Genomic DNA, 25,512 nt, shown 5'->3' with positions numbered 1-25,512 from the left:
CGAAATACTCAGCTCAGGCCAGAGGCCGGGTTGGGGGCGGCGAAGGCGGAGAAGCCGTAGTGGGCCAGCCAGCGCACATCGGCCTCGAACATGGGACGCAGGTCCGGCACGCCGTATTTCAGCATGGCCATGCGATCCACGCCCATGCCGAAGGCGAAGCCCTGCCACTCGTCCGGGTCGATGCCGGACTGGCGCAGCACATTGGGATGCACCATGCCGCAGCCCAGGATCTCCAGCCAGTCGTTCCCCTCGTTCAGCACCAGTTTCCCGCCCGAACGGTCGCAGCGGATGTCCATCTCGGCCGAGGGCTCGGTGAAGGGGAAGTGGTGCGGGCGGAAGCGGGCGTCCACGCCGTCCAGCTCGAAGAACCGCGCCACGAAATTTTGAAGGGTCGTCTTCAGATGACCCATGTGGATGTCCTTGCCGATCACCAGACCCTCGATCTGGTGGAACATCGGGGTGTGGGTGGCATCCGAATCCTTCCGGAAGGTGCGGCCCGGCGCGACGATGCGGATCGGCGGCTGTTGCGACAGCATGGTGCGGATCTGCACCGGCGAGGTGTGGGTCCGCAGCACCTTGCGCTCGCCCGTCTCCGGGTCCGGCTTCAGGAAGAAGGTGTCGTGCATCTCCCGCGCCGGGTGTTTGGGCGGGAAGTTCAGGGCGGTGAAGTTGTGGAAGTCGTCCTCGATATCCGGGCCTTCGGCGACGGCGAAGCCCATCTCGGCGAACAGGGCGATCATCTCGTCCATGACCTGCATGGTCGGGTGAACCCCGCCCTTGCGACGCGGCCGGGCCGGCAGGGTCAGGTCGATGCGTTCGGACAGGAGGCGGGCGTCGAGCTCGGCGGCTTCCAGCTCGGCCTTCTTGTCGGCGATGGCGCCGGCGACCCGGTCGCGCAGGCCGTTGATCATCGGTCCCTGTTCGCGACGCTCGTCGGGGCTCATGGCGCCCATGCCCTTGAGCAGGCCCGAGATGGTCCCGGTCTTGCCGAGGGCCGCGACGCGCACGGCCTCGACCTCGGCGACCGTGGTCGCGGAGCCGATGGCGTTGATCAGGTCGAGTTCGAGCGCAGCTAGGTCGGTCATGGTGCGGAGCATCTAGCCTCTGACGCCCCGCGACGAAAGGTCTGCGACACCACGGACCGCCCCGGCTTTAACCGGCGGTAAGCAGTGTGGCGGAAACTGCCCGCATCGAAGCGGGAGCATCGGATGCTGGGTTTCTCGGGACGGACCGGGCGCGCGACCTTCGCCGTCGTGGGCGGGCTCTGCTATCTAAGCGGCCCCATTCTGCTGGCGGCCCAGCCCTGGATCGAAGGCTTGCGGGCGCTGGACGCCGATGCGGCCATGTGGGTCGGGACGCTGATGGCGGTCGCCGCCGTGGGGTGGAGCCTGGCGATGGGCTTCGCCTGGCTGCTGTTTTCGGTGCGACGGCTGAGGGATGCGGGCCTGTCCGTCTGGCTGGCCTCTGCGTCCGTGGTGCTGGGCTTCCTCAACGATCCCCGCACCCTGATCGACCCGAGCGCCTGGGCCGAGCGGCCCCTGTTCGCCGTGACGTCGTTGCTGTGCTTGATATGGCTGGGCGCGCTGATCGCCCTGCCCTCGCGCCCCGCGCCGGAGGTGGTCGCACCGGTCGAAGCGCCGCCGGTTCGCAGGACGCCGGGCCCGGTCGCGCCGAGGAAGCAGTTCGGCCTGCGCTGACCCCCGCGACGCAGACGGCGCCTTTCGCCACGAGCGATCGGTCCCATCTAACCGGCTCCCCCAAAGCAGGAGCCCCTCATGGCCAAGCGCGACGCCGTCTTCCCCGCCAAACCCCACGCTCTCTATGAGCTGCATCGCTACTCGCCGGCGATCCGGTCGGGGGATCTGCTGTTCGTCTCCGGTCAGGTCGGGGCGCGCGAGGACGGCTCGCCGGAGCCCGATCTGGCGGCCCAGGTGCAGCTGGCCTTCGACAATCTGAACGCCACGCTGAAGGCGGCGGGCGCCAGTTTCGACGACGTGGTGGACGTGACCCTGTTCATGATCGACCCCGACGCCATCTTCGAGACCGTCTGGCCGGTGCTGGGCGCCAACTGGGGCGAGAGGCCCTATCCGAACATCACCGCCGTCGGCGTGACCTGGCTGGCCGGCTTCACCTTCGAGATCAAGGCGATCGCCCGTATCCCGAGCTAGGGACCGGTCGTGCCCGCCGCGACGGCCGCCGCCAAGTCTTCGGTCGAGCCCTGATTGGCCGCAACGATCCAGGCGGGCGGTTCAGGCTCCCAGCGGATGGGACGGCCGTCGGTCTGGGTCCAGCGGTGCAGCCAGGAGACGCCGTTGCGCCGCACATAGGTGTCCGCGTGGCCGTAGATCGGGTCTTCCAGGGCCTGTGCCAGGGTGACGAAGGCATAGCCCCGCGCCCGGTAGAGCGCGTCGATCTGCGGATACCAGTCGCGGTTCAGGGTGTTGGCGTGCAGCAGGAGGACCTGGGCCGGTTCGCGGCCGCCCGTGATCTCCGCGCCGTAAGGTTCGAAGAAGTCCAGCACCGTGGTCATATAGGCGACATAGGCTTCGCCCACCCGCCGTTTCAGAGCCTCGTCGCCCAGCCGCTCGGCCTTGCGGTAGACGTCGCCGAACATCCAGTCGACGTTGTCGATGGTGACCGGGGCGATGACGTAGCCGCGCTCGGACAGTCCCGCCGCGATGGCGTCGTGCTTCTCCTGCGTCTCCCCGGTGAAGAGATAGGGGTGGCGGAAATACTGGAGCGTGCGACCGCGCGCCTCGAGCACCGCCTGAACGACGGGCGCCCCGGCGTCGACGTCGGCCAGATAGGCCTCCGGCGTCGTCGAATGGATGTTGATGTGGCTGGCCGTGTGGTTGCCGAGGTCGATGCCGGCGTCGAGCCAGGCGTTCAGGATCTGCGGCAACAGGGTCTGGGCCTCGGCCTCGCAGACCTTGCCGGAGTTGACGAAGGCGGTGGCGTGGCTGTCCAGCGGCTCCAGCATGGCCAGGAAGTCCCGGGTCAGGGTCATGGCCTGTTCGGGATTGCACAAAGCCTCGGTCGAGGCCTGATAGGGCAGGTCGTCGAAGGTGACGGCGACTGAACGCGTTTGGGCCGCGACCGGCCCGGCGATCAGGGCGGCGCACAGGCCGAGGATCAGGCGTCTGGACATCATGGGCGCACTCCGACTGTGCGCGGACCTTAGCCCACCGGAAGCGAAAACGCCCGCCCCGGAGACCGGGACGGGCGTTTCAGTTCGTCGAGGACGAAAGCCTTACTTCAGGGCTTCGCGCACCTTGGCGGCGATGTCCGAGAAGCCGACGCCGTCCATGGCGATCGCGGCCAGGACCTTGCGGTCCAGCTCGATGCCGGCCTTCGACAGGCCGTGGATGAACTGCGAGTAGGTGAAGCCTTCCTGACGGGCGGCGGCGTTGATGCGCTGGATCCACAGGGCGCGGAAGTTGCGCTTGTTCACGCGGCGGTCGCGGTAAGCGTATTGCCCGGCGCGATCGACGGCGGCCTTGGCCGTGCGGATGGTGTTCTTGCGGCGACCCGAGAAGCCCTTGGCCTGTTCGAGAACCTTCTTGTGCTTGGCGTGGGACGTAACGCCCCTTTTGACGCGAGCCATGATGCTTTTTCCTTCGGTGGGGCCTAACGCGCGCGACGCGGTCGCTTGCTACTTGAGGCCCGAGTTCAAATTCGTTGGGTTGAGATCAGATCAGATGCGCGCGCCGATCAGGCGTACGGCATGTAGGACTTGATCTTCTTGGCGTCGGCGTCGGCCATGACCGAAGTGCCGCGGTTTTGGCGGATGTACTTCGAGTTATGGCTGATCAGGCGGTGGCGCTTGCCGGCGACGCCAGCCTTGACCTTGCCCGTGGCCGTGAATTTGAAGCGCTTCTTGGCGCCCGACTTCGTCTTAAGCTTCGGCATTTTCTCTCTCTTTTTGAGGGGGCTACCGCCTGTCGGCTTCGAGAAGCCAACGGGTGATCTCCCTGATTAAGAACCGCCAAGGCATGCCTATTAGCCCGACGGTTCGGTACGCGAAGGCGCGGCTAGTAGTGGAAGCGCCGCGCAAAGGCAAGCGGAGTCTACTCCGCCGGTACTCCGGCCGTGGTCTGACCGCGTCTGAGCTGCCGCCCGGCGTTGATGGCGATGACGGCCGCAGGCACCGTCAGAAGGGCGCCGATCAGGAAGGGCCAGTCGTGGCCGAGGCCGGAGAAGAGGGCGCCGGCGACCAAAGGCCCAAAGATGCGCGCGATCGACCCCATGGCCATATTCAAGCCCAGCATGGCGCCTTGCCGGTCCGGCGGGGTGGCGCGGGAGATCATGGCGGAGATGTTGGGCATGGCCATCGACATGCCGCAGGCGCCCAGCGCCATGACGATCGGGATGATCCAGCCTTGGACCACCGGCAGGGTGAAGAGGCCCAGATCCAGCGACACGGCCGGGAACCAGGCGGCGGGGGCCAGGACCTGAAGCACCAACGAGCTTCCGAACAGAAGCATGCCGGTGGCCAGGACCCGCGTCTCTCCGAACCGTTTGGCCAGCTTGCCGGTGAAGACGCCCTGGTTCAGGGCCGAGACGATCCCGACGATCATGAAGCTGAGCCCCACCTCGCGCGCGCCCCACGCATAGCGATCCTCGGCCCACAGGCCGAAGACGCTCTCCATGGCGGAGAAGCCGGCCATATAGATCAGGGTCACCAGAAGGACGCGGGACACCACCGGGTCGGCGCGGGCGTCGTGGACGCCGGACAGGAAGGCGGGTCGCGGCGCGGCCGGATCGGCCTTGGCGCGGCTCTCCCTGAGGAAGAAGACCACCCCCACGGCGGCGAGGGCCGCGAGCGCCGAGGCGACGAAGATGGGCAGGAGATAGCCGACATGGCCGAGCTGGGGCTGGGTCAGGATGCCGCCCAGACCCGGCCCGACGATGAAGCCCATGCCGAAAGCCGCGCCGATCATCCCCATACGCCCGGCGCGCTCGGCCGGAGGCGTGACGTCGGCGACATAGCCCTGAACCGTCGAGATGTTCCCGGCGCCCAGACCCGTGAACAGCCGGATCGCGATGGCCAGCCAGATGGTGGGCGCGAAGGCCAGGGCCAGATAGCCGACGGCGTTGGCGCTCAGGGTGATCAGGAGGACGGGCTTGCGCCCGATCCGGTCCGACAGCCGGCCCCAGAAGGGCTCGGCGAAGAACTGGCCCAGCGAATAGGCCGAGAACATCACCGTGATCTGCCACGGCTCGGCGTCCAGGCTCTGGGCGAAGAAAGGCAGGAGCGGCACGACCAGGCCGAACCCGACCAGGTTGATGAAGACGATCAGGAACAGCATCGCCAGGGCCGGAGCCTTGGCCTTGGGGGCGGGTGCGGTCGCGTCGGTCATGGGGCCTTCTAGCCGAGGTCGCCCCGGACGGCGAGGCGTCTCGAAACGCGCGCAAGAACTGCTCCGTGGCCGGATTGTTCGCGTTGAAAACGCTGCAAAAATTTCAAGAACGGCAAAGCCTGTGTTAAGTCCCGGCCTCTATCGCTCCCGGCCAGTTCAGGAGAGTTCATGGCCCGGATCGGCGACTATGTGGATGCGGTGGAGCCTGTCTCGCCCGAGACCTGGGGGTCGGTCGTCTTCGACCGCTTCCAGAACGAACCCAACACTCTGGCCATCGCCGTCGTCGATGCCGACAGGCGGCCGCTGGGCCTGATCGAGCGCAACGCCTTCACCCTGAAGATGGCCGCCGAGTTCGGCCGGGCGCTGTATGCCCGGCGACCGGTGTCTACCCTGATGGACCCGAACCCGCCGTTCGCCGAGGCCGGGGCCAGCGCCGAGACCTTCTTCGAAACCATCGACGCGGCCGAGATGAACATCCTTCTGCGCGGCTTCGTCTGCGTGGAAGACGGCCGCTATGTCGGGGTGGGCGCGGGGGTGCAGATCCTTCAGGCCGGATCGGCCCTGTACCGCGACCGGGCGCGGGAGATGAGCGACCTGGCCCGCGACCTGGCGCTCGCAGAGGCGGAGGCCCAGGCCTCCAGCCGCGCCAAGTCCGAGTTCCTGGCGGTGATGAGCCACGAGATCCGCACGCCGCTGAACGGAGTGCTGGGCGTGGCGGGCCTTTTGCAACGGAAGCTCGAGCAGGAAGAGCTGCGCCCCTATGTCGAGACCATCCTGGATTCCGGCCAGACCCTGCTGCGGCTGCTGACCGATGCGTTGGACATGTCGCGGGCCTCGGCCGGGATCCTGACCCTCGATCCGGCGCCCCTGCACATCGACGCGGTCGGGGCGGACCTGGAGGCCCTGTGGCGGCCGCGCGCGGAGGAGAAGGGGCTGACCCTAAGCGTCGTCTGCGACACCACCGGCCACGACTGGGTCATGGCCGACGGGATGCGGGTCAAGCAGTTGCTGAACAACCTGATCGGCAATGCGCTGAAATTCACGCAAGGCGGCGAAGTCGCGGTGTCCCTGACCTCCCGCTGGGGCGAGGGCGCGGTGCGGCTGGAGGCCGTGGTCGACGACTCGGGGCCGGGCGTGCCCGACGATGCGGCGGCGACCATCTTCGAGCCCTTCAACACCGGTCAGGCGGGGCGCGAGGGCGCCGGCGCCGGCCTGGGCCTGGCCATCTGTCGCCAGATCGTGGAGCGGATGGGCGGGACCATCGGTCTGGCCCGCTCGCCCCAGGGCGGGGCGCGGTTCCACTTCACGCTCGACCTGCCCTGCTGCGGGCCGGAGATGCGCGCCGCCGAGGCCGCGGCCGAGCCGACGCCGCACGAGACCCTGCATGTGCTGGTCGCCGACGACAATCAGGCCAACCGCTTCGTCGCCTCCCACCTGCTGGAGATGTTCGGCTGCACCTGCGAGGTGGTGGAGGACGGGGCCCAGGCGCTGGAGGCCGCGACGCAGCGGCCGTTCGACCTGATCCTGATGGACATCAAGATGCCGGTGATGGACGGGGTGGCCGCGACCCGCGCCATCCGCCGCCTGTCGGGACCGGCCGGTCGCACGCCGATCCTGGCCCTGACCGCCAACGCCGACGAGCGGGACGCGGCCGAGTACACGGCGGCGGGCATGAACGGCGTGGCCCAGAAGCCGATCCAGCCCGACGCCCTGTTGAACGCCATTCGCCTGGCGCTGGGAACCGAGCCGGTGATCGAAGCGCAGGCGGCCTGAAACGCCCTTCTCCCTCCCCCTCAGGGGAGGGTCGTCGATGCGAAGCAGCGACGGGTGGGGAGGGCAAGGCAAGGCCCCGCGGACCGTCGCCACGTCGCCTTCCGCCCCCACCCGGCTTCGCTTCGCTCAGCCCCTCCCCCGAGGGGGAGGGAAAGATCAGCGTGCTACTTCGGCGCCAGGATCATGATCATCTGGCGGCCTTCCATACGCGGGGCGTATTCGACCTTGGCGATTTCCTCGAAGTCTTCCTGGACCTTGTTCAGGAGCTTCATGCCCAGTTCCGGGTGGGCCATCTCACGACCACGGAAGCGCAGGGTGACCTTCACCTTGTCGCCTTCGTCGAAGAAGCGGTGCATGGCCTTGGCCTTCACCTCATAGTCGTGGGTATCGATGTTCGGACGGAGCTTGATCTCCTTCAGCTCGACGACCTTCTGGCGTTTCCTGGCCTCGGCCTTCTTCTTCTGCTCCTGGAAGCGGAATTTGCCGTAGTCGAGGATCTTGGCGACGGGCGGTTCGGACGTCGAGACGATCTGGACCAGGTCCATGCCCGCCTCCTCGGCGGCCTCCAGCGCGGCCGAGGTCGGCATGACCCCCTGTTTCTCGCCGTTCTGGTCGATCAGCAGAACGCGCGGCGCGCGGATATCCTGGTTCATGGGCGGCCCGTCTTTCACGGGCGGCGATTGCATCGGACGGCGAATGGGCGTCGTTTCCTTGTGTTTCTGAAGGTCTTCTAGTCTCGCAGGGGTCAGCGCGCGGTTGTCCTCCGCGTTCCCCAAGGGGCGCTATATGCGCCCGAAACGGCCTTTCTTCAAGGCTTGGCGGCGTTCCCGGCCCCGACCCAGACGTCATGGAGCGCGATCACGGCCTCGAAGACACGGTCGGTGGTCAGGGCCTCGATGGGGGCGAACTCGCCCCGGATGGGGTTGGAGGCGGCGATGGAGGTGCGCGGACCGCGCGGTCCGTAGAGCCACCATTCGGTCGGACCGAACAGACCGAGCGTCGGCTTTCCGGCGGCGGCGGCGACATGCATCAGGCCGGAATCATTGCCGACGAACAGGGTCGCCCGGTCGATGGCGGCGGCCGAGGCCAGGATGTCGCCCTTGCCGACGAAGTCGATGGCCAGAGGACCGGCGGCCTCCAGAGCCGGGGTCGCGGGCGGGCGGTCGCCGGGGCCGCCGACGGGCATGAAGCGCCAGCCGGCGAAGCGGGGCTCGGCCTTCAGCTTCTCGACCAAATGGCCCCAGCGGTCGGCGGGCCAGCTCTTGCCCGGCTGGTGGGCGATGGGAGCGAGCGCGATGATGGGGCCGGGGGCGGTGGCCAGGGCCGGGTCGATGACGGCGGCGGCCTCGGCGCGGGCCTTGTCGTCGATGAAAAGCTCGGGCTCCAGCGGGGCGGGGGCGCCCATCAGCCGGGTGACCATGTCGACCTTGGCCAGTCCCGTCTCATGGCTGCGGTTGTAGACGACGCGGCGGTCGGCCTTCAGCAGATAGGCCAGGGCGGAGCCGCGAATGTCGATGACCAGGGCCCAGTGCGTGCCGACGACCTGTTTCCACAGGTCGAACCAGTGTCCGGCGGCCTTCTTCTTGTCGAGCACGATGACCCGTTCGACGCCGGGCGCCGAGCGGAAGAAGGGGGCGGGCGGTCGGCCGCAGGCAACGGTGATCTCCGCGTCCGGGATCTGACGGCCGATCTCGCGGATGATCCCCGACGAGATGACGCAGTCGCCGATGCGGTTGGAGGTGACGAACAGGACCTTGTTGGACGGCACGCGGTTTCGCTTTCGCTTCTATCGACCCGTTCGCTATCAGGCGGAGCGCCATAGCGCGAGAGGATCACGGTCATGAACGACATCCAACGCCTGACCCGCCCAGACGGCGAGACCCTGGCCTACCGGCGCGTCGAAGGCTCAGGCCCGACCGTCGTCTGGAACGGCGGGTTCCGCTCCGACATGGAGGGGACCAAGGCGCTGGCCCTGGAAGCGGCGGCCATCGAGCGCGGCTGGTCCTACGTCCGGTATGACCATTTCGCCCACGGTCAGTCCTCGGGCGACTGGCGTCAGGCGACCATCGGCCGGTGGCGCGAGGATGCGATCGGCCTGATCGACGCCCTGGACGGGCCGGTCATACCGGTGGGGTCGTCGATGGGCGGCTGGGTCGCCCTGTTGCTGTCGCTGGCCCGGCCCGAGCGGATCCAGGGTCTGGCCCTGATCAACCCGGCCCAGGACTTCACCGAGCGGCTGATGTGGCCCTCCCTGCCCGACCACGTGCGCCAGTCTATCCTGCGGGACGGAGAGGCCCTGATCGTCGAGGAGGGGCTGGGGGAATACGTGCTGACGAAGCGGATGTTCGAGGAGGCGCGCGACTGGCTGCTGCTGGATGCGCCCATCGCGATCTCGGCGCCCGTCCATGTGCTTCAGGGGCGAGCGGACGACACCGTGCCGTTCGGCCACGCCCTGGCCCTGGCCGAGCGGCTGACGGGCGGGGACGTGACCCTGGACCTCATCGAGGGCGGCGACCACAGGCTGTCGACGCCGCGCGATCTGGCGCGGCTGGTCGAGGCGGTGGAGAGGCTGAGGAGCCTCTAGCCCGCGCTGGCGGCGGGACGCAGGCCTTCGACATTGGCTTGCAGCGTCGTCGGACGGCGCTCGCCGCCGGCGGCGATGATGCGGTCGATGCGGGCCTTCTCGGCGCGGAAGGCGGTCAGCTGAGCGCCTTCGAGCGTGGAGGACTGATCCATGCGGATGCCCGCCGGATTGATCCGCTGGCCGTTGCGCCACAGTTCATAGTGCAGGTGCGGGCCGGTCGAGGCGCCGGTCGAACCGACATAGGCGACGACCTGGCCCTGCGAAACGCGCTGGCCGGCGCGGATGCCCGAACCGTAGCGCGACAGGTGAGCGTAACCGGATTCCAGACCGTTCGAGTGGCGGATACGCAGCCAGTTGCCGTAGCCGCCCCAGCGACGGGCCTCGACCACCACGCCGTCGGCGGGGGCGATGACCGGCGTGCCGGTGCCGGCCGCGAAGTCGGTGCCCTGGTGCATCTTGCGATAGCCCGAGATCGGGTGGGTGCGGAAACCGAAGGAGGACGAGACGCGGAAGCCCCGGTCCAGCGGGGTGCGCATCATCGAGGAGCGCATGTTCTTGCCTGAGGCGTCGTAATACTGGGCCTCACGGGCGCCGGCGGGCTGGAAGCGGTAGAAGACCACGCCCTTCAGCTCGGCGTACAGCAGGTCGCCGGTGTCGACGGTGCGGCCGTTCTCGGTGACCGAACGGTCGAAGACCAGGGTGAACTCGTCGGCGGCGCGGACGTCGCGGTCCAGGTCCAGCTTGTGAGCGAACAGCTGGGTCGCGCGGCGGCGGACGGCGGCGTCGGCGCCCATGCGCTGGGCCGTGGCCGAGAGCGAACCGCGAACCTCGGATTTCAGGACGACGGTCTCGTGCGTGACGCGCTCTTCCAGAGCGCGCAGGCGCAGGGCGCCGTCGAAGCTGCGCGAGACGGTCAGCTGGCTGGCCGGGCCGGTCCGCATGGTCAGGCCGATCAGGCGGGCGTCGCCGCGGCCGCCGCGCGGACGGGCGATGGCGGTTTCGAACTTCAGGCCCGCGCGCATCTGCGACAGGTCGAAGGCGTTGGAGAGGGTGGCGGCGACGGCCGAGGCGTCGGCCTCGCCGATGCCGGTGCGGCGGACAGCCTGTTCGAAGGTTTCGCCGCGACGGATCTGGACGGGCACGGCTTCGGGAGCGGTGAGACCGGCGGGGGCGCCGGCGGCGTCGAACGCGCGGGCCTCCAGCGAGGCGATCTGCAGGGCAGTCAGTTCGGGAACGACTTCAGCCTGGGCGGGTTGATAAACGCGGCCTGCGAGCATGGCCACGGTGACAGCGGCGGCTGCGGTCAGGAGATGCGGGGCAAAGCGCATCGGCTGACGTCGCGGATCGAACTGGGCCATCGGTCCCCGGCATACAACGACGCCGTGCGGCGCCCAATCACACTGGAAGCAAGGATCGCGCCCAAGTCCCCCCGACCGCGAAGGGCGTCCTATACCGCAGTGGACCCCATGATGGGAAGCCGGGTCGTTACAAATGATTAACCCCGGCAAAGCTGGCCTGTATTCCCGCTGTCACTGGATTCGTCGACAGGCGACGCGACAGTCTAGAACTAAAGTTATAGACGCTGATCTGTGCGTTCTGAATCGATCCGAGACACCTTGAAGACCGGCTCAACTCAAAGTGACCGTGGCGCCACTGTTTGTGGCGCGAAAGCAACGGCCGTTTCGACCTGCGACACTTTCACGATGCTGAACGGCGGTATCGTCCCGTTCCGGCACAGCCACGAGGCCGACGCGTGAGCGAGACGGCTCCGGAAAAGCGCTCCCGGCGCGGGCGACGGATCGCCCGGGCGGTCGGGGTCGGCGCGGCCGTCGTGCTGGTCGTCCTGTCGGTGCTGGTCGCCCTGGCCTGGCTGAACCGTCGGGCGGCGGCTCGCGAGGTTCTGGTCGGCTGGCTGGACCAGAGGGGCATTGAGGCCGATGTCGAGATCGAGCGGCTGGAGCTGAACGGCTTCGTCGGCAGTGTCCGCATCGGCGACGCGGCCAATCCCGATGTGACGGTTCAGCGGGTCGAGGTCGACTACGCCCTGGCCCTGCCCTGGTCGCGGGCCGGATTTGGCGTGACGCCCAGCCGCATCCGTCTGGTGCGGCCGGTGGCGCGGGCCAGCTGGAAAGACGGCGAACTGTCGTTCGGCGCGCTGGACCCGCTGATCGAGGAGTTCACCGGCCGCCCGCCTCGCCCCGACAGCCGGGGGCCTATCGTCATCGTCGAGACCGGGCGGCTGAGGCTGGATACAGAGTATGGACCGCTGTCCCTGCTGGCCGATGCGCGGGTGGACGACGGCAAGCTGATGCGGCTGGCGGCGCGGATGCCGGCCGCCTCGCTGAAGAGCGGAGACATCGAGGCGCGGGGTCTGGGCGGCTCGCTGAACCTGACGACCACGGGCGACCGGGTCGCGGTGCGGGTCGATCTGGGGGCCGAGACCTTCGCGGGTCCGGGTCTGGACGGCGAGGCGGCGCGGCTGTCGGGCATCGCCAGCCTGCCCTACCCCGACTTCAAGACGCGACGCGGCGACGGGCGGGCCACGATGGACCTGACCCTCGTCGGCGAACGGCTGGCGATCGGCGGGACGGCGACGACCGGCGCGGCCCTGACGCTCCAGGCGGACGGACAGGCCAGCGGCTGGATCGAGACCCTGGCCTTCAACGGGACCGCCTCGACGCGGTTGCGGGCGGGGAGCCTGACCGCGCCGGGGCTCAGCGCACGGTCGGCCGATGTGACGGCGAACGAGGCGGCGGTCGCCCTGCTGCGCCGTTCGAACGGGTTCGACTGGAGCGTGGAAGGTCCGGCACGACTTCAGGCGGCATCGGGACGGGCGGGCGATCTGATCCTGACCGATGCGGACGTGACCTCCTCGCGACTGGCCTTCAGCGGTTCCGGCGGCGGGATCGCGGCCTCGGGCGCCCTGTCGGCCCGGCTGGCGCGGGCGGCCTTCGACACATTGCAACTGAATCAGACCTCGGGCCGGTTCGATCTCGACTTCGCCTCGGGACGGCGCGAGGCTCTGGTCCTGACCGGATCGCTGGCCTCGGGACGCGGCGCCTGGCCCCTGTTCGGGCCCGTGACCAACGACGACGTGCCGGAACTGGCCGAGATGAAACGGGCGCTCGGCGCCTTCGCCCTCGACATTCCGGCGCTGAGGCTGACCAGCGGTGAGGCGGGTCTGGCCGTGACCCTGCCGCGCGCCGCAAGACTGACCCCGGCGAACGGCGGGGTCCTGACCGTCAATCCCGTCGCCCGCCCGATCTTCGCGGCGGTGCCCGGTCAGCGGGGCGGCGGGGCGCTGAACGTCACGGCCACGCGCGGTCGGGGCCTGCCCGAGGCGACCTTCGCCGTGCCCGACTGGCGGCTGACGGCCGGAGGATTCCAGGCGACGCTGGACGGCCGCGCCGCACTCGACTTCGGTGTGGCGCGCGGGCTGAACGTGCGGACGCGCGGGGTGCTGGCGACCAACGCCGGGCGGCTGACCTATACGGCCTCGGACTGTCTGACCTTCACGGCCGAGCGGCTGGAACTGGACGCCAACGACGTCATGGACCTGTCCGGCGGACTGTGCGCCTCCGGCGGGCCTCTGGTCGTGTCGCAGAACGGCCGCTGGCGCGCGGGCGGACGACTGAGCGACGTCAAGGCCGCCGCCCCCTTCCTCGCCATGGAGTTGGACGATATCCAGGGCACGGCCTTCGCCACGGGATCGAAGGCCGGTCTGGGGCTGGAGGCGACCGTCGCCTCGGCCCGGGTCGAGGATGCGACGCGGCCCCGCCGGTTCAATGCGCTGAACGCGACCGGCACGGCGCGACTGGCGAACGAACAATGGAGCGGCGCCTTCGTTCTGGCGCGCGAGGAGACGACGCTGGGCCGCCTGACCCTGGCTCACAACGGCCTGACCGGAGAGGGCGGCATCGTCATCGACGCCCCGTCGCTGGTCTTCGCCGAGGACGGGCTGCAGCCTTCGGACCTGTCGCCCATGGCCGCCGACTTCGTCCAGTCGCCCGCGACCGGCTCAGCCTCCTTCAACGGTCGCCTGAACTGGACCAACGACCCGAACGCCGGGACCAGCTCGGGCCGTCTGGTCATTCCGGGCATCGACTTCACCAGCCCGGCCGGGGCGGTGAAGGGCCTGTCGGGCACGATCGAGTTCACCAACCTGGCGCCCCTGACCACCGCGCCGAACCAGACCCTGCGGATCGCGACGCTGGAATCGATCGACGACTTCACCGATTTCGACCTGACCTTCTCGCTCGACAAGGCGGCCCTGACGGTGGCGGGGGGCGACATCCATGCGGCGGGCGGGACGGTCAGCGTCGAGCCCTTCTCCATACCGCTGGATCGGCGGCCCTTCTCCGGCGTGATCGTGCTGGACCGGGTGCAACTGGGCGACCTGATCGCGGGCTCGGGCTTCGGCGACCGGGTCAAGCTGGACGCCGTGGTGTCGGGCCGCCTGCCCTTCACCTCCGACCCGGAAGCAGGCGTGCGGATCGCGGGCGGGACCCTCTACGCCGCCCAGCCGGGCCGTCTGTCGATCCAGCGCGAGGCCCTGTCGGACCTCCAGGCCGGCGGCGGAGGCGAGGTGCCGCCCAATACGGTCGAGGACCTGGCCTATCAGGCGATGGAGAACCTGGCCTTCGACACCCTGACCGCCGATGTGGATTCCCAGACCGGCGGGCGGCTGGGCGTGCGGTTCCACATCGTCGGGCGGCACGACCCGCCCCAGCGTCAGGAACTGCGCCTGACCCTGTCCGAACTGATCAGCCGGGAGTTCCTGAACCGGACCCTGCCCCTGCCGTCCGGTACGGGCATCGACCTGACGCTGGACACCACCCTGAACCTGAACCAGCTCGTGTCCGACCTTCTGGCCGTCAATCGCGCCCGGAGCGGCGAACCTGACGAGGAAGGGCCTTGACCATTCAGACCCCGTTCACACCCATGGGCGCATCCCTCGCGCTCGTGAAAGCGTTCAAGTCGCCGGAGACCGCCGCATGACCCCACCGTCCAACCGCACCGTCCGCCTCGGACTGCTGGCGCTCGCCGTCGCAGGCGGGCTGGGCGCCTGCACCCCGACGATCCGGCTGGAGGTCGCGCCGATCCAGATCTACGCCAAGCTCGACGCCGACGTGCGCGTGCGGCTGGATCAGGAACTGCAGAACCTGCTCGCCGAAAACCCCAATCTGTTCTGATGGAAAAGACTTCTCACATGACCTTCCGCAAGCTGTTCGTTCTGGGCGCCGCCGTCGTGGCCCTGGGCGTCGCCGCCGGAGCCGCTCTCGCCCAGACCCCGGCCCAGAAGTCGCTGATCGACGCGGCCAAGGCGCAAGGGTCCGTCGGCGAACAGGCCGACGGCTACGTCGGGGTCCGCACCTCGGTCGGTCCGGACGTCCAGGCCGCCATCACCGCCACGAACGCCGCGCGCCGCCAGGTCTACGCCGCCTCGGCCGCCGACGTCGGCACCTCCACCGAGGTCGCCGCCGCCCGGATGTTCGAAAGCCAGCTCCTGCCCCGCATTTCCTCGGGTCAATGGTACCGCAACGCCTCGGGCCAGTGGGTGCAGAGGTAACTCAGTCTCCTTCGGCGCCGCAGCGTTGCTAGCGCCGCCGTTTCGGGATTAGGTCTAAGGGTCTACGAGGGGACCGCCTGATGACCGATACGCCCGCCGCCGCGCCGAAGAAGCGCGTCGAACTTACCGCCCGCGCCCTGATCCTGGGCTGCTTGCTGGCGGTCGTGTTCACCGCCGCCAACACCTATCTGGGTCTGAAGGTCGGGCTGACCTTCGCCTCGGCCATTCCGGCGGCGGTCATCTCCATGGCCATCCTCCGAGCCTTCAAGACCTCCACCATCTGGGAAAACATGACCGTCCAGACCGTGGCCTCGGTCGGCGGGGCCATGAGCTCGATCATCTTCGTCCTTCCCGGCCTGGTCATGGTCGGATGGTGGCTGGAGTTTCCGTTCTGGGAATCGGTGCTGATCTGCATCTTCGGCGGCATCCTGGGCGTCACCTTCTCCATTCCGCTGCGCCGCGCCCTCGTCGTCGAGGCCAAGCTGCCCTACCCCGAGGGCGTCGCCGCAGCCGAGGTCCTGACCGTCGGCTCGCGCGGCTCGGAACAGACCGAAAGCGCCGTGCGCGAGAACAAGGCCGGCCTGTGGGTCGTCATCACCGGCGCCCTGGTCTCGGCCGGTTACGCCCTTCTGGTCGCCGGCCGGGTCTTCGCGGGTGAAGCGGCGAAGTTCATCAAGATGCCGGCCGCTCTGGGCGGCGGCGCCACGGGCATGGGCTTCGGCATGCAGTTCGCCCTTCTGGGCGCCGGTCACCTGATCGGCCTGACCGTGGGTCTGGCCCAGCTGTTCGGCCTGGTGGTCGCCTGGTTCATCTTCGTGCCCATCATGACCTCGCCCGACTTCGTGGCCTGGCTGGCCTCGCACGGCATTCCCTCGGTCGCCTCGACCGTCCCGGTCGGCGCCTCGCCGGAAGAACTGGCCGTGACGGTGTGGCGCAACGAAGTCCGCTTCATGGGTGCGGGCGTCATCGGCGTCGCCGCCATCTGGACCCTTATCAAGCTGGCCGGCCCGCTGATCGGCGGCCTGACCTCGGCCCTCGCCGCCAACGCCCGCCGCAGCTCCGGCGAGGTTCTGGACCGCACCGAGCAGGACATTCCGATCAACATCGTCGCCGGCCTGTCGGTCGCCTGCCTCATCGGCATCGGCGGCATCCTGGCCTGGTTCGCCCAGGGCAATCCGACACTGGCGAGCTCCACGTTCCTGCTGGTCGCGGGCGGGCTGATCTATGTCGTCCTGATCGGTTTCGCCGTGGCCGCCATCTGCGGCTACATGGCCGGCCTGATCGGCTCGTCGAACAGCCCGGTGTCGGGCGTCGGCATTCTGGCCATCGTCATCGCCTCTGTCCTGATGCTGGGCGTTCTGGCGGTCGCCGGCCTGCCCGCCGATCCGTCGGTGATCGCCTTCGCCCTGATCGTTACGGCGGTCGTCTTCGCCGTGGCCGTCATCGCCAACGACAACCTGCAGGACCTCAAGACCGGCCAGTTGGTCGAGGCCACGCCCTGGCGTCAGCAAGCCGCCCTGATGGTCGGCGTGGTCGCCGGCGCCATCGTCATCCCGCTGATCCTGAACCTGCTGAACCAGGCCTTCGGCTTCGAGGGCGGGCCCAAGGGCATCGCCGACGAACCGCTGGCGGCGCCTCAGGCCACCCTGATCTCGGCGCTGGCGCGCGGCGTCATCGGCGGCGACCTGCGCTGGGACCTGATCGGCATCGGCGCCATCCTGGGCGTCGTCATCATCGTGCTGGACATGGTCCTGAACGCATCGACCAAGGGCAAGATGAAGCTGCCGCCCCTGGCCGTCGGCATCGGCTTCTACCTGCCGGCCGCGGTGACCACGATGCTGGTCATCGGCGCGATCTGCGGCTGGGTCTACGACAAGGCGATCAAGACCACCCGCTTCGCCGACATCGGTCGTCGCATGGGCGTGCTCTTGGCCTCCGGCCTGATCGTGGGCGAGAGCCTGTTCCTGGTCATGACGGCCGGGGTCATCGTCGGCACCGGCAATGACGCGCCCTTCGCCATGCTGCCGGAGGGTTCGACCTTCCCGGCCATGCTGGCAGGCCTCGTCGCCTTCGCCGTCCTCGTCGTCGCTCTCTACGCCTGGGTGCGCGGCCGGTCGGCCAAGGTCTAGGCGGCGGGTCCGAAAGTCTGGGTGATGCGCCGGGTCCAGTCGGCGTCGGTCCTGATCTCGACGGCGAAATGGAACCCGGCCGCCCCGTCTTCGCGCGGCCAGTAGATCCCCCGCGCCGCGCCGCCGGGGAAGTCTGACGCGAAGGCCGTGGCCTCCGGGTGAACGTCCGTTCCGTCCGACAGGCGGGCGTTCGACCGCTTTCCATCATTGGTGAAGGAGTGGAAGGCGAGGACCTCCTCCCCGTCCATGCCGAACAGGGCGATCTCGCGATAGGCATCCGGACCCTCGCCCCACCGGGCCTCCAGCCGCACCCAGTCAGGGCCGAACGGCTGAAAACTGCGGGTGCAGGGCGTGGCGCTGGCCTCGTTGGCGTCGGGCGTCGGGGGGTCGGTCCGCCAGTCCCCCATCAAAGGCGCCAGCGGTCCAAGGGCGCCCGCCCCCTTCTCCCAGCCCACGGTCAGCTCCGGTAGGCGTCGTGGCAGGACTGGCACGACGCCCGCACCACGGCGAACTGCTCCAGAGCCCCGGCGTTGTCGCCGTCCGCGATCAGTTCCCGCAGCCGCTCGGCCGCCGCCGCGTACTCGCCGGCCTTGCCCTTGAAACCCGACCAGTCGGTCCAGATCTCGGCCTTGGCCCGCGTGCCGGGGACCGCGTCCGGCCCGGATCCGGCCGGGAAGAGGTTGGTCATCGACGCCGACCAGCGGCCGAGCGCCGCCGAGCTGAAGGCCATCGACTGGGCCGGGGCGTTCGCGTCCAGCGACGCTTTGATCGACCCCATGGTCACGCCCGACATCATGAAGGCCGCCTGCCGCGCGGCGACCACCTCGGCCGCCACCTCGGGCGAGACCGGGTCCTGAGCCCCCGCCGCCCCGCCCGCACACATCAGGGCCACGGCCCCCGCCACGATCCAACGCCTCATCCGCCCTCTCCCAAAAAGCCGAACCCGAACGCTGCTCCCCGACCGGGAGGCTGTCAAACGCTCGCCATCTTGCGCCCCTATGGCCTTTCGCGCGCGGGGCCTGTATGAGGCGCGCGCTTCCCCATGACGCCATTCCCAGAGCGGCCCCCGAAACCCTGTCGGCCGCCCTTTCGCATTGAACGAACGATATGAACCTTCGCAACGTCGCCATCATCGCCCACGTTGACCACGGCAAGACGACCCTGGTCGACCAACTCCTGGCCCAGTCGGGCGTGTTCCGAGCCAATGAGGCGACGACCGAGCGCGCCATGGACTCCAACGATCAGGAGAAGGAGCGCGGCATCACCATCCTGGCCAAGTGCACCTCCGTGCTCTGGAACGGCAAGGCCGGCGAGACCCGCATCAACATCATCGACACCCCCGGCCACGCCGACTTCGGCGGCGAGGTCGAGCGCATCCTGGGCATGGTGGACGGCTGCGTCATCCTGGTGGACGCCGAAGAGGGCGTCATGCCCCAGACCAAGTTCGTTCTGACCAAGGCCCTGAAGATGGGCCTGCGTCCGATCCTCTGCATCAACAAGGTCGACCGCGCCCACGCCGATCCGGACCGCGTCCACAACGAGACCTTCGATCTGTTCGCCGCCATCGGCGCGACCGACGAGCAGCTGGACTTCCCGCACATCTACGCCTCGGGCCGCAACGGCTGGGCGACGATGGATCTGAACCAGCCGAACGACAACCTGGCCCCGCTGTTCGACCTGATCGTCGACCACGTCCCGCCGCCGAAGGTTCAGGAGAACAAGGACAAGCCGTTCCGCATCCTGAACGTGCTGATCGAGTCGGATCCGTTCCTGGGCCGCATCCTCACCGGCCGTATCGAGAGCGGCAAGGCCGTTCCGGGCATGGCCATCAAGGCCCTGGACCGCGACGGCAAGGAAATCGAGCGCGGCCGGATCACCAAGGTCCTGGCCTTCCGCGGCCTGAAGCGCCAGCCGCTGGACGAGGGTTCGGAAGCGGGCGACATCGTCGCCATCGCCGGCATGTCCAAGGCCACCGTGGCCGACACCCTGTGCGCCCTGGAAGTCTCCGAGCCGCTGGACGCCCAGCCGATCGACCCGCCGACCATCTCGATGACCGTCTCGGTCAACGACAGCCCGCTGGCCGGTCGCGAAGGCGACAAGGTCCAGTCGCGCGTCATCCGCGACCGCCTGCTGAAGGAGGCCGAGGCCAACGTCGCCATCCGCGTCACCACGACCGAAGGCGGCGACGCCTATGAGGTCGCCGGTCGCGGCGAACTGCAGCTGGGCGTTCTGATCGAGAACATGCGTCGCGAAGGCTTCGAGGTCTCGATCTCGCGTCCGCGCGTGGTCTATCAGACCGGCGAGAACGGCGAGAAGATGGAGCCGATCGAGGACGTCATGGTCGACGTCGACGACGAGTTCTCGGGCATCGTCATCGAGAAGCTGTCGGCGCGTAAGGCCGAGATGACCGACATGGGTCCGTCGGGCGCCGGCAAGACCCGCATCCAGCTGAAATGCCCGTCGCGTTCGCTGATCGGCTATCAGGGCGAGTTCCTGACCGATACGCGCGGCTCGGGCGTGCTGAACCGCGTCTTCAGCCACTACGAAGCCTTCAAGGGCGACATCGCCGGCCGTCTGAAGGGCGTGCTGATCTCGAACTCGGACGGTGAGACGGCGGCCTTCGCCCTGTGGAACCTGGAAGATCGCGGCGTCATGTTCGTCGGCGCCGGCGAGAAGACCTACGAGGGCATGATCATCGGCGAGAACGCCCGCTGGGACGACCTGGACGTCAACCCGATCAAGGGCAAGCAGCTGACCAACGTCCGCGCCGCCGGCAAGGACGAGGCCGTTCGCCTGACCCCGCCGCGCCAGATGTCGCTGGAACAGGCCATCGCCTATATCTCGGACGACGAGCTGGTGGAGGTGACGCCCAAGTCGATCCGCCTGCGCAAGCAGATCCTGAACCCGTCGTTCCGCAAGAAGCGCACGCGTCCGGACTGAGGGATCAGGTCTTAGGGGCTGGGAATTGGGCGCACGAGCCGATCGTGCGCCCCTTTCTTTTTTCTCCGTGCACCCCAGCGAAGGCTGGGGTCCAGATGGAAGACACCATCGGTCAGATCACGAAGAGCCGGTGCGCCGTCCCTGCCGCTTCGATTTGTGATCTGGACCCCAGCCTTCGCTGGGGTGCTCGGGTTTAGGGTTAGAGGCTAGCGCACACCGGACAAGCCGGATCGGCCATGACTTTCACCACCCGGCTGGTCGCGGCCAGGCCGTCGTAGAGCATCAGCCGTCCGGTCAGGGGGTCGCCCGCCCCGGTGATCAGCTTGATCGCCTCCAGCGCCGCCATGGATCCGATCACCCCGGCCAGGGCCCCGACGACGCCGACGCGGGCGCAGGTCTCGGCGTCCGGCGGGCTTTCGGGCACCAGGCAGTGGTAGCAGGGACGGCCGGCGAAGACCCCGACCTGACCGGTCCAGCGACCGAGGGCGCCGGAGACCAGGGGCACGCCCGCCGCGACGCAGGCGGCGTTCACCAGATGCCGGGTGGCGAAGTCGTCAGTACCGTCCAGAACGACGTCGGCGCCCGCGATGACCTCGGCGACATTGTCCACCGTCAGGGGATGGTTCAGCGCCTCGACGACCACGTGGGGGTTGATAGCGGCCAGCCGCCCGGCCGCCGCCTCGACCTTGGGCCGGTCGATATCGGCCGTGTCGAACAGGATCTGGCGCTGCAGATTGGACAGGGAGACGACGTCGCCGTCGATGATCCGCAGCGTCCCGACCCCGGCCGCGGCCAGATAGAGGGCGGCGGGACTGCCCACCCCGCCTGCGCCGACGATCAGGACGGTCGCGGCCTTCAGCTTCTGCTGGCCCGGTCCGCCGACCTCGGCCAGAACCAGGTGGCGGGCATAGCGTTCGACCTCGTCGGGGGAGAAACTCATACGCCTCAGTTAGGCGCAGGAACCGTCGGCGTCACGCCGCCTGTTTCAGTTCGATCATCCGCTCGGCGTGGTTGGCGGTGACCTCGGCCAGATCGGCCAGATGGACGGCGGCCAGCATGCCGCGCGGGTCGTTGCAGAAGGACATGGGCTCGGCGAACGACCGCGCCTTGATCGGCTTGTCGACCAGGATGCGCAGGTTCTTCAGCCGCCGATCCGCCGACAGACGCGAAACCACCCGGTCCACGTCGGGGCGACGCCCCTCGATGCCCTGCAGGCACCAGCCGTTCAGGAACATCACCGCGCTGGTGACCTGATCGCGCCGGTTGTTGCGCTCCGACACGCCCAGAATCTGGGCGATCGACAGGGTGGACACCCCGGTGGAGCCGACCGTTTCAGCGGCGATGATAACGCGATGCAGCAACAGAAATCTCGATTTCGGCAATCAGCGGTTTGATTGTGCCTATGTAACCGGATACATCGGTCAAAATATGGCTCAGCTGGAACGCTGTTTTTGCAAAGCTTTCGTCTTGCCCCGCCGCATTTCCGTCGCCATCTGAGCGGGATGACCCAGACACAGAGCAACTTTCCCGACTGGCACGGCACCACGATCCTGGCGGTGAGGAAGGACGGCAAGACCGTCATCGCCGGCGACGGCCAGGTCTCCATGGGCCCGACCATCGTCAAGGGCGCGGCGCGCAAGGTGCGGACGCTCGCGGGCGGCAAGGTGCTGGCCGGTTTCGCCGGGGCCACGGCCGACGCCTTCACCCTGATCGAGCGGCTGGAAGCCAAGCTGGAACAGTATCCGGACCAGTTGGCCCGCGCCTGCGTCGACCTGGCCAAGGACTGGCGCACCGACCGCTATCTGCGCCGGCTCGAGGCCATGCTGCTGGTCGCGGACAAGAGCTCGATCTTCACCGTCACCGGCGTCGGCGACGTGCTGGAGCCGGAGTACGGCGTTGCGGCCGTAGGATCGGGCGGCAACTATGCGCTGGCCGCCGCCCGCGCCTTGATCGACAACACCGACATCGACGCCGAGGCGGTCGCCCGCCGCGCCATGGCCATCGCGGCGGACATCTGCGTCTACACCAACGGCAACCTGACGGTTGAGCGGCTGTAGCCACCTCACACTCTGCGGGCTCAAGCAGCGAACGACCGCGTCGTGAGCGATAGCCCACCAAAAACGGGCTCAAGCAGCGAGACGCCGCGCGTCGAGCGGTAGCCCACCAAGAAGACATCACTCGGCGCCGCCGCGCCGGGTGTTCCAAAAATGTCCAGTCAGGAACCGTCAGGCCGGACAGGGGAACTTTCACGCGATTTAACGGGACATCGACGCCGATCCCGGCATGACTGGGGTCCGGAGACCCGCATGCCTCGCCTGATCCTCCTCGCCGCCCTGCTGATCGCCTTCGCGCGCCCGGTCGCGGCCCAGCCCGCCGAGGCCTCGCAGGTCGTGGCGGCCGAGCGCGCCTTCGCGGCCGATGGGCTGGCGATGGGCGTGGACCGCTCGTTCCTGAAATGGTCGACGGACGACGCGATCATGATCGCGGGCGGGGCGCCGCAGCGAGCGCACGAGATTCTGGATCCCAACGCCGTCTTCGATCCGGCCGCGCCGTCGCTGGTCTGGTGGCCGAACTGGGCGGGGATCGCCAAGTCGGGGGACCTGGGCTTCACCACCGGCGGGGTCGAGGTCGGCGGCGCCCGCACCGGCCACTATTTCACGGTCTGGCAGCGGCAGTCCGACGGATCGTGGAAATGGGTCTATGACGGCGGCGCCGGCGCGACCTCGGCCGGGGTTCCCGGCCCCGACACCGAGCCCCTGCTCCTGCCGACCTCCGTCTTCGGCGCGCCCAGCCCAGAGGCGGCGATGGCCGAGGTGCGGACGGTGGAGGCCGTGCTGGCCGCCGGCGCCCTGCGCGACCAGAAGGGGGCGCATCTGGCGCTCCTGGCCCCCGACGCCCGCCTCTATGTCGCCCCCCTCCCCCCGGCCATCGGCGCGGACGCCTTCCCGGCGGCGCTGGACGCCTGGCCGTCGCGCTTCGAGCTGAGCGCCCCGTTCGGCGGCGGGTCGTCGCAGGCCGGCGACATGGTCTGGACCTACGGCCGGGCGCTGTGGACCCGCGACGAGACGCCGCGCGCGGGGCACTACGTCCATCTGTGGCAGAAGCGATGGGCGGGCTGGATGCTGGTCTTCGCCCAGATCATTCCGGATCCTCCTCCGGCGGGCGGCTGAACTGGCCGAGGTCATCACAGGGAACACGGCGGGTTCACAGCGAACACAGCGTCAAAGATTAAACGGCGAAGCCGTCCCTTAAGTCGGTCAATCCCATTCGCGGCTGCGGCGGCAGGCTCGATCTCGCTTTGTCCGCTGCGCCTACGCTGTGCTCGCCGTGATGAACCCCCTCTCCCGAAGTCCGCACAGACCTCCTATGTCGTCCCCATGACAGACCTCTCCCCCCGCGAAATCGTCTCCGAACTCGACCGCTTCATCGTCGGCCAGAACGACGCCAAGCGCGCCGTGGCCGTGGCGCTCAGGAACCGCTGGCGCAGGAAGCGCGTGCCGGATGACCTGCGCGACGAGGTCACGCCCAAGAACATCCTGATGATCGGCCCGACCGGCGTCGGCAAGACCGAGATCGCCCGGCGTCTGGCCAAGCTTTCCGGCTCCCCCTTCCTCAAGGTCGAAGCGACGAAGTTCACCGAGGTCGGCTACGTCGGACGCGACGTCGATCAGATCATGCGGGACCTGGTCGAGGCCGCCCTGGTCATGGTGCGCGACACCCGCCGGGCCGGCGTCCGCGCCAAGGCCGAGGCCGCCGCCGAAGAGCGAATTCTGGACGCGCTGGTCGGGCCGGGCTCGCAACCCGCGACGCGGGACAGTTTCCGCAAGAAGCTCCGCGCCGGAGAGATGGACGACAAGGAGATCGAGATCCAGCTGGCCGACACCGCCTCCCCGATCCAGGGACTGGACATGGGCGCAGGCCAGAACGTCGGCCTGCTGAACCTGTCGGACATGCTGGGCAAGCTGGGCGGCGGCCGCACCAAGTCGGTCAAGACCACGGTGAAGGAGGCGCTCCAGCCCCTGCTGGCCGAGGAGAGCGACAAGCTGCTGGATCAGGACAGTCTGACCCGCGAGGCGCTTCTGCTGGCCGAGAACGAGGGCATCGTCTTCATCGACGAGATCGACAAGGTCGCGGGCCGCCAGGATCGCGGCGGCGCCGACGTGTCGCGTGAAGGCGTGCAGCGCGACCTCCTGCCCTTGATCGAGGGGACCACCGTCTCGACCAAATACGGGCCGGTGAAGTCGGACCATGTGCTGTTCATCGCGTCCGGCGCCTTCCATGTCGCCAAGCCGAGCGATCTGCTGCCCGAACTTCAGGGGCGCCTGCCGATCCGGGTCGAGCTGAAGGCCCTGACGCGGGACGACTTCGTGCGCATCCTGACCGAGCCGGAGGCCAATCTGATCCGCCAGAACCAGGCGCTGCTGGCCACGGAGAACGTGACCCTGACCTTCACCCCCGACGCGGTCGAGGCCCTGGCCGATGCGGCCGTGGCGGCGAACGGGGCGGTCGAGAACATCGGCGCCCGGCGTCTGGTCACCGTGATCGAACGGGTGCTGGAGGAGACCTCCTTCAAGGCCTCGGACCTGTCGGGCCAGACCCTGACCTTCGACGGCGACGCGGTGCGCGAGAAGATCGGCGAACTGGCGAAGAACGCGGACCTGAGCCGGTTCATCCTCTGAGGCCGGCGTCGGCGCCTGTCAGTCCCTGAGCGTCCGCATCGCCCCCAGCCGGGCGAAGGCGAGGGTCAGGGCCTTTCGTCGCGCGGGCGCCAGGGTCAGGACCGGCGCCTCCCGGACCACCGCCCCGCCGAACTGGTCCGCCACGATCAGCCCCGGTTCTTCGGGCAGGACGCCTTCGGGAAACTCCGGCGCGACGGCGAAGAAGAAGGCGTCGCAGAACGGCGCGTACTCCGGCCATTTGCGGTCGACGCGATAGTCCTCGATGCCGGACTTCACCTCGACGATGACGATGTCGCCCTTGCGCCCCAGGGCCATGACGTCGGCGCGCCGTCCGTTCGGCAGGCAGACTTCCAAGAGCGGCGCATAACCCATGTCGGCCAGGAGCCGCGCGGCCCCCTTCGTCACCCCGAGCGTGGTCTCGGGACGGCTGAAGACGAGTTCCAGATGGACGGCGGCGGCGGGCATTCCCCCACTATGT

25 protein-coding genes are annotated in these 25,512 nt (G+C 68.7%); 12 read left to right on the top strand and 13 right to left on the bottom strand.

What is annotated here, in order from left to right; genetic code table 11:
- Nucleotides 1–8 precede the first annotated feature (8 nt).
- Nucleotides 9–1,085, bottom strand: coding sequence for a phenylalanine--tRNA ligase subunit alpha (gene pheS / locus ACETK8_RS03315; RefSeq protein WP_374039453.1), 1,077 nt, complete (start codon nt 1,083–1,085; stop codon nt 9–11).
- Nucleotides 1,086–1,208: 123 nt separating this feature from the next.
- On the opposite strand from pheS, the gene ACETK8_RS03310 reads away from it, so the two are divergent.
- Together ACETK8_RS03310 and ACETK8_RS03305 are read left to right on the top strand one after the other, a co-directional pair.
- A complete protein-coding gene (locus ACETK8_RS03310) occupies nt 1,209–1,697 on the top strand; it encodes a DUF805 domain-containing protein (RefSeq protein WP_374038101.1) in 489 nt (162 codons plus the stop codon).
- A 78-nt stretch (nt 1,698–1,775) separates the two neighbouring features.
- On the top strand, nt 1,776–2,168 hold the full coding sequence (locus ACETK8_RS03305; RefSeq protein ID WP_374038100.1) for a RidA family protein: 393 nt from the start codon (nt 1,776–1,778) through the stop codon (nt 2,166–2,168).
- On the opposite strand, the gene ACETK8_RS03300 is transcribed toward ACETK8_RS03305, so the two are convergent.
- The 4 genes from ACETK8_RS03300 to ACETK8_RS03285 form a co-directional block, all read right to left on the bottom strand.
- Nucleotides 2,165–3,151, bottom strand: a complete 987-nt coding sequence (locus ACETK8_RS03300) for a polysaccharide deacetylase family protein (protein ID WP_374038099.1) — start codon at nt 3,149–3,151, stop codon at nt 2,165–2,167. The genes ACETK8_RS03305 and ACETK8_RS03300 overlap by 4 nt on opposite strands.
- A gap of 99 nt (nt 3,152–3,250) precedes the next feature.
- On the bottom strand, nt 3,251–3,604 hold the full coding sequence (gene rplT, locus ACETK8_RS03295; RefSeq protein WP_374038098.1) for a 50S ribosomal protein L20: 354 nt from the start codon (nt 3,602–3,604) through the stop codon (nt 3,251–3,253).
- Nucleotides 3,605–3,711: 107 nt separating this feature from the next.
- Nucleotides 3,712–3,909: a 50S ribosomal protein L35 gene (gene rpmI, locus ACETK8_RS03290; protein ID WP_003166435.1), complete on the bottom strand. Its 198-nt coding sequence runs from the start codon at nt 3,907–3,909 to the stop codon at nt 3,712–3,714.
- A gap of 158 nt (nt 3,910–4,067) precedes the next feature.
- On the bottom strand, nt 4,068–5,360 hold the full coding sequence (locus ACETK8_RS03285; protein WP_374038097.1) for an MFS transporter: 1,293 nt from the start codon (nt 5,358–5,360) through the stop codon (nt 4,068–4,070).
- 168 nt (nt 5,361–5,528) lie between these two features.
- Here ACETK8_RS03285 and ACETK8_RS03280 point away from each other — a divergent pair, with 168 nt between their 5' ends.
- The gene (locus ACETK8_RS03280) at nt 5,529–7,133 is read left to right on the top strand and encodes an ATP-binding protein (protein ID WP_374038096.1); all 1,605 of its coding nucleotides are present in this window, start codon (nt 5,529–5,531) and stop codon (nt 7,131–7,133) included.
- A 164-nt stretch (nt 7,134–7,297) separates the two neighbouring features.
- On the opposite strand, the gene infC is transcribed toward ACETK8_RS03280, so the two are convergent.
- Nucleotides 7,298–7,819, bottom strand: a complete 522-nt coding sequence (infC, locus tag ACETK8_RS03275; RefSeq protein ID WP_374038095.1) for a translation initiation factor IF-3 — start codon at nt 7,817–7,819, stop codon at nt 7,298–7,300.
- Between the two features lie 122 nt (nt 7,820–7,941).
- Nucleotides 7,942–8,901, bottom strand: coding sequence for a glycosyltransferase family 9 protein (locus ACETK8_RS03270; RefSeq protein ID WP_374038094.1), 960 nt, complete (start codon nt 8,899–8,901; stop codon nt 7,942–7,944).
- Nucleotides 8,902–8,973: 72 nt separating this feature from the next.
- Between ACETK8_RS03270 and ACETK8_RS03265 the strand changes: the two genes are divergently transcribed.
- Nucleotides 8,974–9,717 (top strand): alpha/beta fold hydrolase, encoded by a 744-nt coding sequence (locus tag ACETK8_RS03265; RefSeq protein ID WP_374038093.1) that lies wholly within the window; start codon nt 8,974–8,976, stop codon nt 9,715–9,717.
- Here ACETK8_RS03265 and ACETK8_RS03260 read toward each other — a convergent pair.
- Nucleotides 9,714–11,075 carry a M23 family metallopeptidase gene (locus tag ACETK8_RS03260; RefSeq protein ID WP_374038092.1) on the bottom strand — a complete coding sequence of 454 codons (1,362 nt, stop codon included), beginning with the start codon at nt 11,073–11,075 and terminating at the stop codon, nt 9,714–9,716. The two genes, ACETK8_RS03265 and ACETK8_RS03260, sit on opposite strands and share 4 nt — an antisense overlap.
- 395 nt (nt 11,076–11,470) lie before the next feature.
- On the opposite strand from ACETK8_RS03260, the gene ACETK8_RS03255 reads away from it, so the two are divergent.
- The 4 genes from ACETK8_RS03255 to ACETK8_RS03240 all read left to right on the top strand — a co-directional run bounded on the left by ACETK8_RS03255 (nt 11,471) and on the right by ACETK8_RS03240 (nt 17,415).
- The gene (locus tag ACETK8_RS03255; protein WP_374038091.1) at nt 11,471–14,635 is read left to right on the top strand and encodes an intermembrane phospholipid transport protein YdbH family protein; all 3,165 of its coding nucleotides are present in this window, start codon (nt 11,471–11,473) and stop codon (nt 14,633–14,635) included.
- 76 nt (nt 14,636–14,711) lie between these two features.
- Complete coding sequence (locus ACETK8_RS03250) at nt 14,712–14,909, top strand: YnbE family lipoprotein (protein WP_374038090.1); 198 nt, start codon at nt 14,712–14,714, stop codon at nt 14,907–14,909.
- A 17-nt stretch (nt 14,910–14,926) separates the two neighbouring features.
- Nucleotides 14,927–15,286: a YdbL family protein gene (locus tag ACETK8_RS03245; RefSeq protein ID WP_374038089.1), complete on the top strand. Its 360-nt coding sequence runs from the start codon at nt 14,927–14,929 to the stop codon at nt 15,284–15,286.
- Between the two features lie 80 nt (nt 15,287–15,366).
- A complete protein-coding gene (locus ACETK8_RS03240) occupies nt 15,367–17,415 on the top strand; it encodes an OPT family oligopeptide transporter (protein WP_374038088.1) in 2,049 nt (682 codons plus the stop codon).
- Here ACETK8_RS03240 and ACETK8_RS03235 read toward each other — a convergent pair.
- Entirely contained in the window at nt 17,412–17,870 is a 459-nt protein-coding gene (locus ACETK8_RS03235) for a hypothetical protein (protein ID WP_374038087.1), read from the bottom strand. The genes ACETK8_RS03240 and ACETK8_RS03235 overlap by 4 nt on opposite strands.
- Before the next feature lie 2 nt (nt 17,871–17,872).
- The gene (locus tag ACETK8_RS03230; protein ID WP_374038086.1) at nt 17,873–18,334 is read right to left on the bottom strand and encodes a c-type cytochrome; all 462 of its coding nucleotides are present in this window, start codon (nt 18,332–18,334) and stop codon (nt 17,873–17,875) included.
- A gap of 188 nt (nt 18,335–18,522) precedes the next feature.
- Here ACETK8_RS03230 and typA point away from each other — a divergent pair, with 188 nt between their 5' ends.
- Complete coding sequence (gene typA / locus ACETK8_RS03225; protein WP_374038085.1) at nt 18,523–20,355, top strand: translational GTPase TypA; 1,833 nt, start codon at nt 18,523–18,525, stop codon at nt 20,353–20,355.
- 199 nt (nt 20,356–20,554) lie between these two features.
- Here typA and ACETK8_RS03220 read toward each other — a convergent pair whose 3' ends face one another.
- Together ACETK8_RS03220 and ACETK8_RS03215 are read right to left on the bottom strand one after the other, a co-directional pair.
- The gene (locus ACETK8_RS03220) at nt 20,555–21,295 is read right to left on the bottom strand and encodes a HesA/MoeB/ThiF family protein (protein ID WP_374038084.1); all 741 of its coding nucleotides are present in this window, start codon (nt 21,293–21,295) and stop codon (nt 20,555–20,557) included.
- 31 nt (nt 21,296–21,326) lie between these two features.
- Nucleotides 21,327–21,716, bottom strand: a complete 390-nt coding sequence (locus tag ACETK8_RS03215) for a BLUF domain-containing protein (protein WP_374038083.1) — start codon at nt 21,714–21,716, stop codon at nt 21,327–21,329.
- A gap of 141 nt (nt 21,717–21,857) precedes the next feature.
- Between ACETK8_RS03215 and hslV the strand changes: the two genes are divergently transcribed.
- The 3 genes from hslV to hslU all read left to right on the top strand — a co-directional run bounded on the left by hslV (nt 21,858) and on the right by hslU (nt 25,034).
- Nucleotides 21,858–22,412 carry an ATP-dependent protease subunit HslV gene (gene hslV, locus ACETK8_RS03210; RefSeq protein WP_374038082.1) on the top strand — a complete coding sequence of 185 codons (555 nt, stop codon included), beginning with the start codon at nt 21,858–21,860 and terminating at the stop codon, nt 22,410–22,412.
- A 249-nt stretch (nt 22,413–22,661) separates the two neighbouring features.
- On the top strand, nt 22,662–23,525 hold the full coding sequence (locus ACETK8_RS03205; RefSeq protein WP_374038081.1) for a DUF4440 domain-containing protein: 864 nt from the start codon (nt 22,662–22,664) through the stop codon (nt 23,523–23,525).
- A 207-nt stretch (nt 23,526–23,732) separates the two neighbouring features.
- A complete protein-coding gene (hslU, locus tag ACETK8_RS03200; protein ID WP_374038080.1) occupies nt 23,733–25,034 on the top strand; it encodes an ATP-dependent protease ATPase subunit HslU in 1,302 nt (433 codons plus the stop codon).
- 18 nt (nt 25,035–25,052) lie between these two features.
- Here hslU and mmcB read toward each other — a convergent pair whose 3' ends face one another.
- Complete coding sequence (mmcB, locus tag ACETK8_RS03195; protein WP_374038079.1) at nt 25,053–25,499, bottom strand: DNA repair putative endonuclease MmcB; 447 nt, start codon at nt 25,497–25,499, stop codon at nt 25,053–25,055.
- Nucleotides 25,500–25,512 lie beyond the last annotated feature (13 nt).

This window comes from Brevundimonas staleyi (assembly GCF_041893865.1).
GTDB lineage: Bacteria > Pseudomonadota > Alphaproteobacteria > Caulobacterales > Caulobacteraceae > Brevundimonas > Brevundimonas staleyi.
The sequence above is the reverse complement of the archived record's forward strand: the minus strand, read 5'-3'. Positions and strand labels throughout refer to the sequence as shown.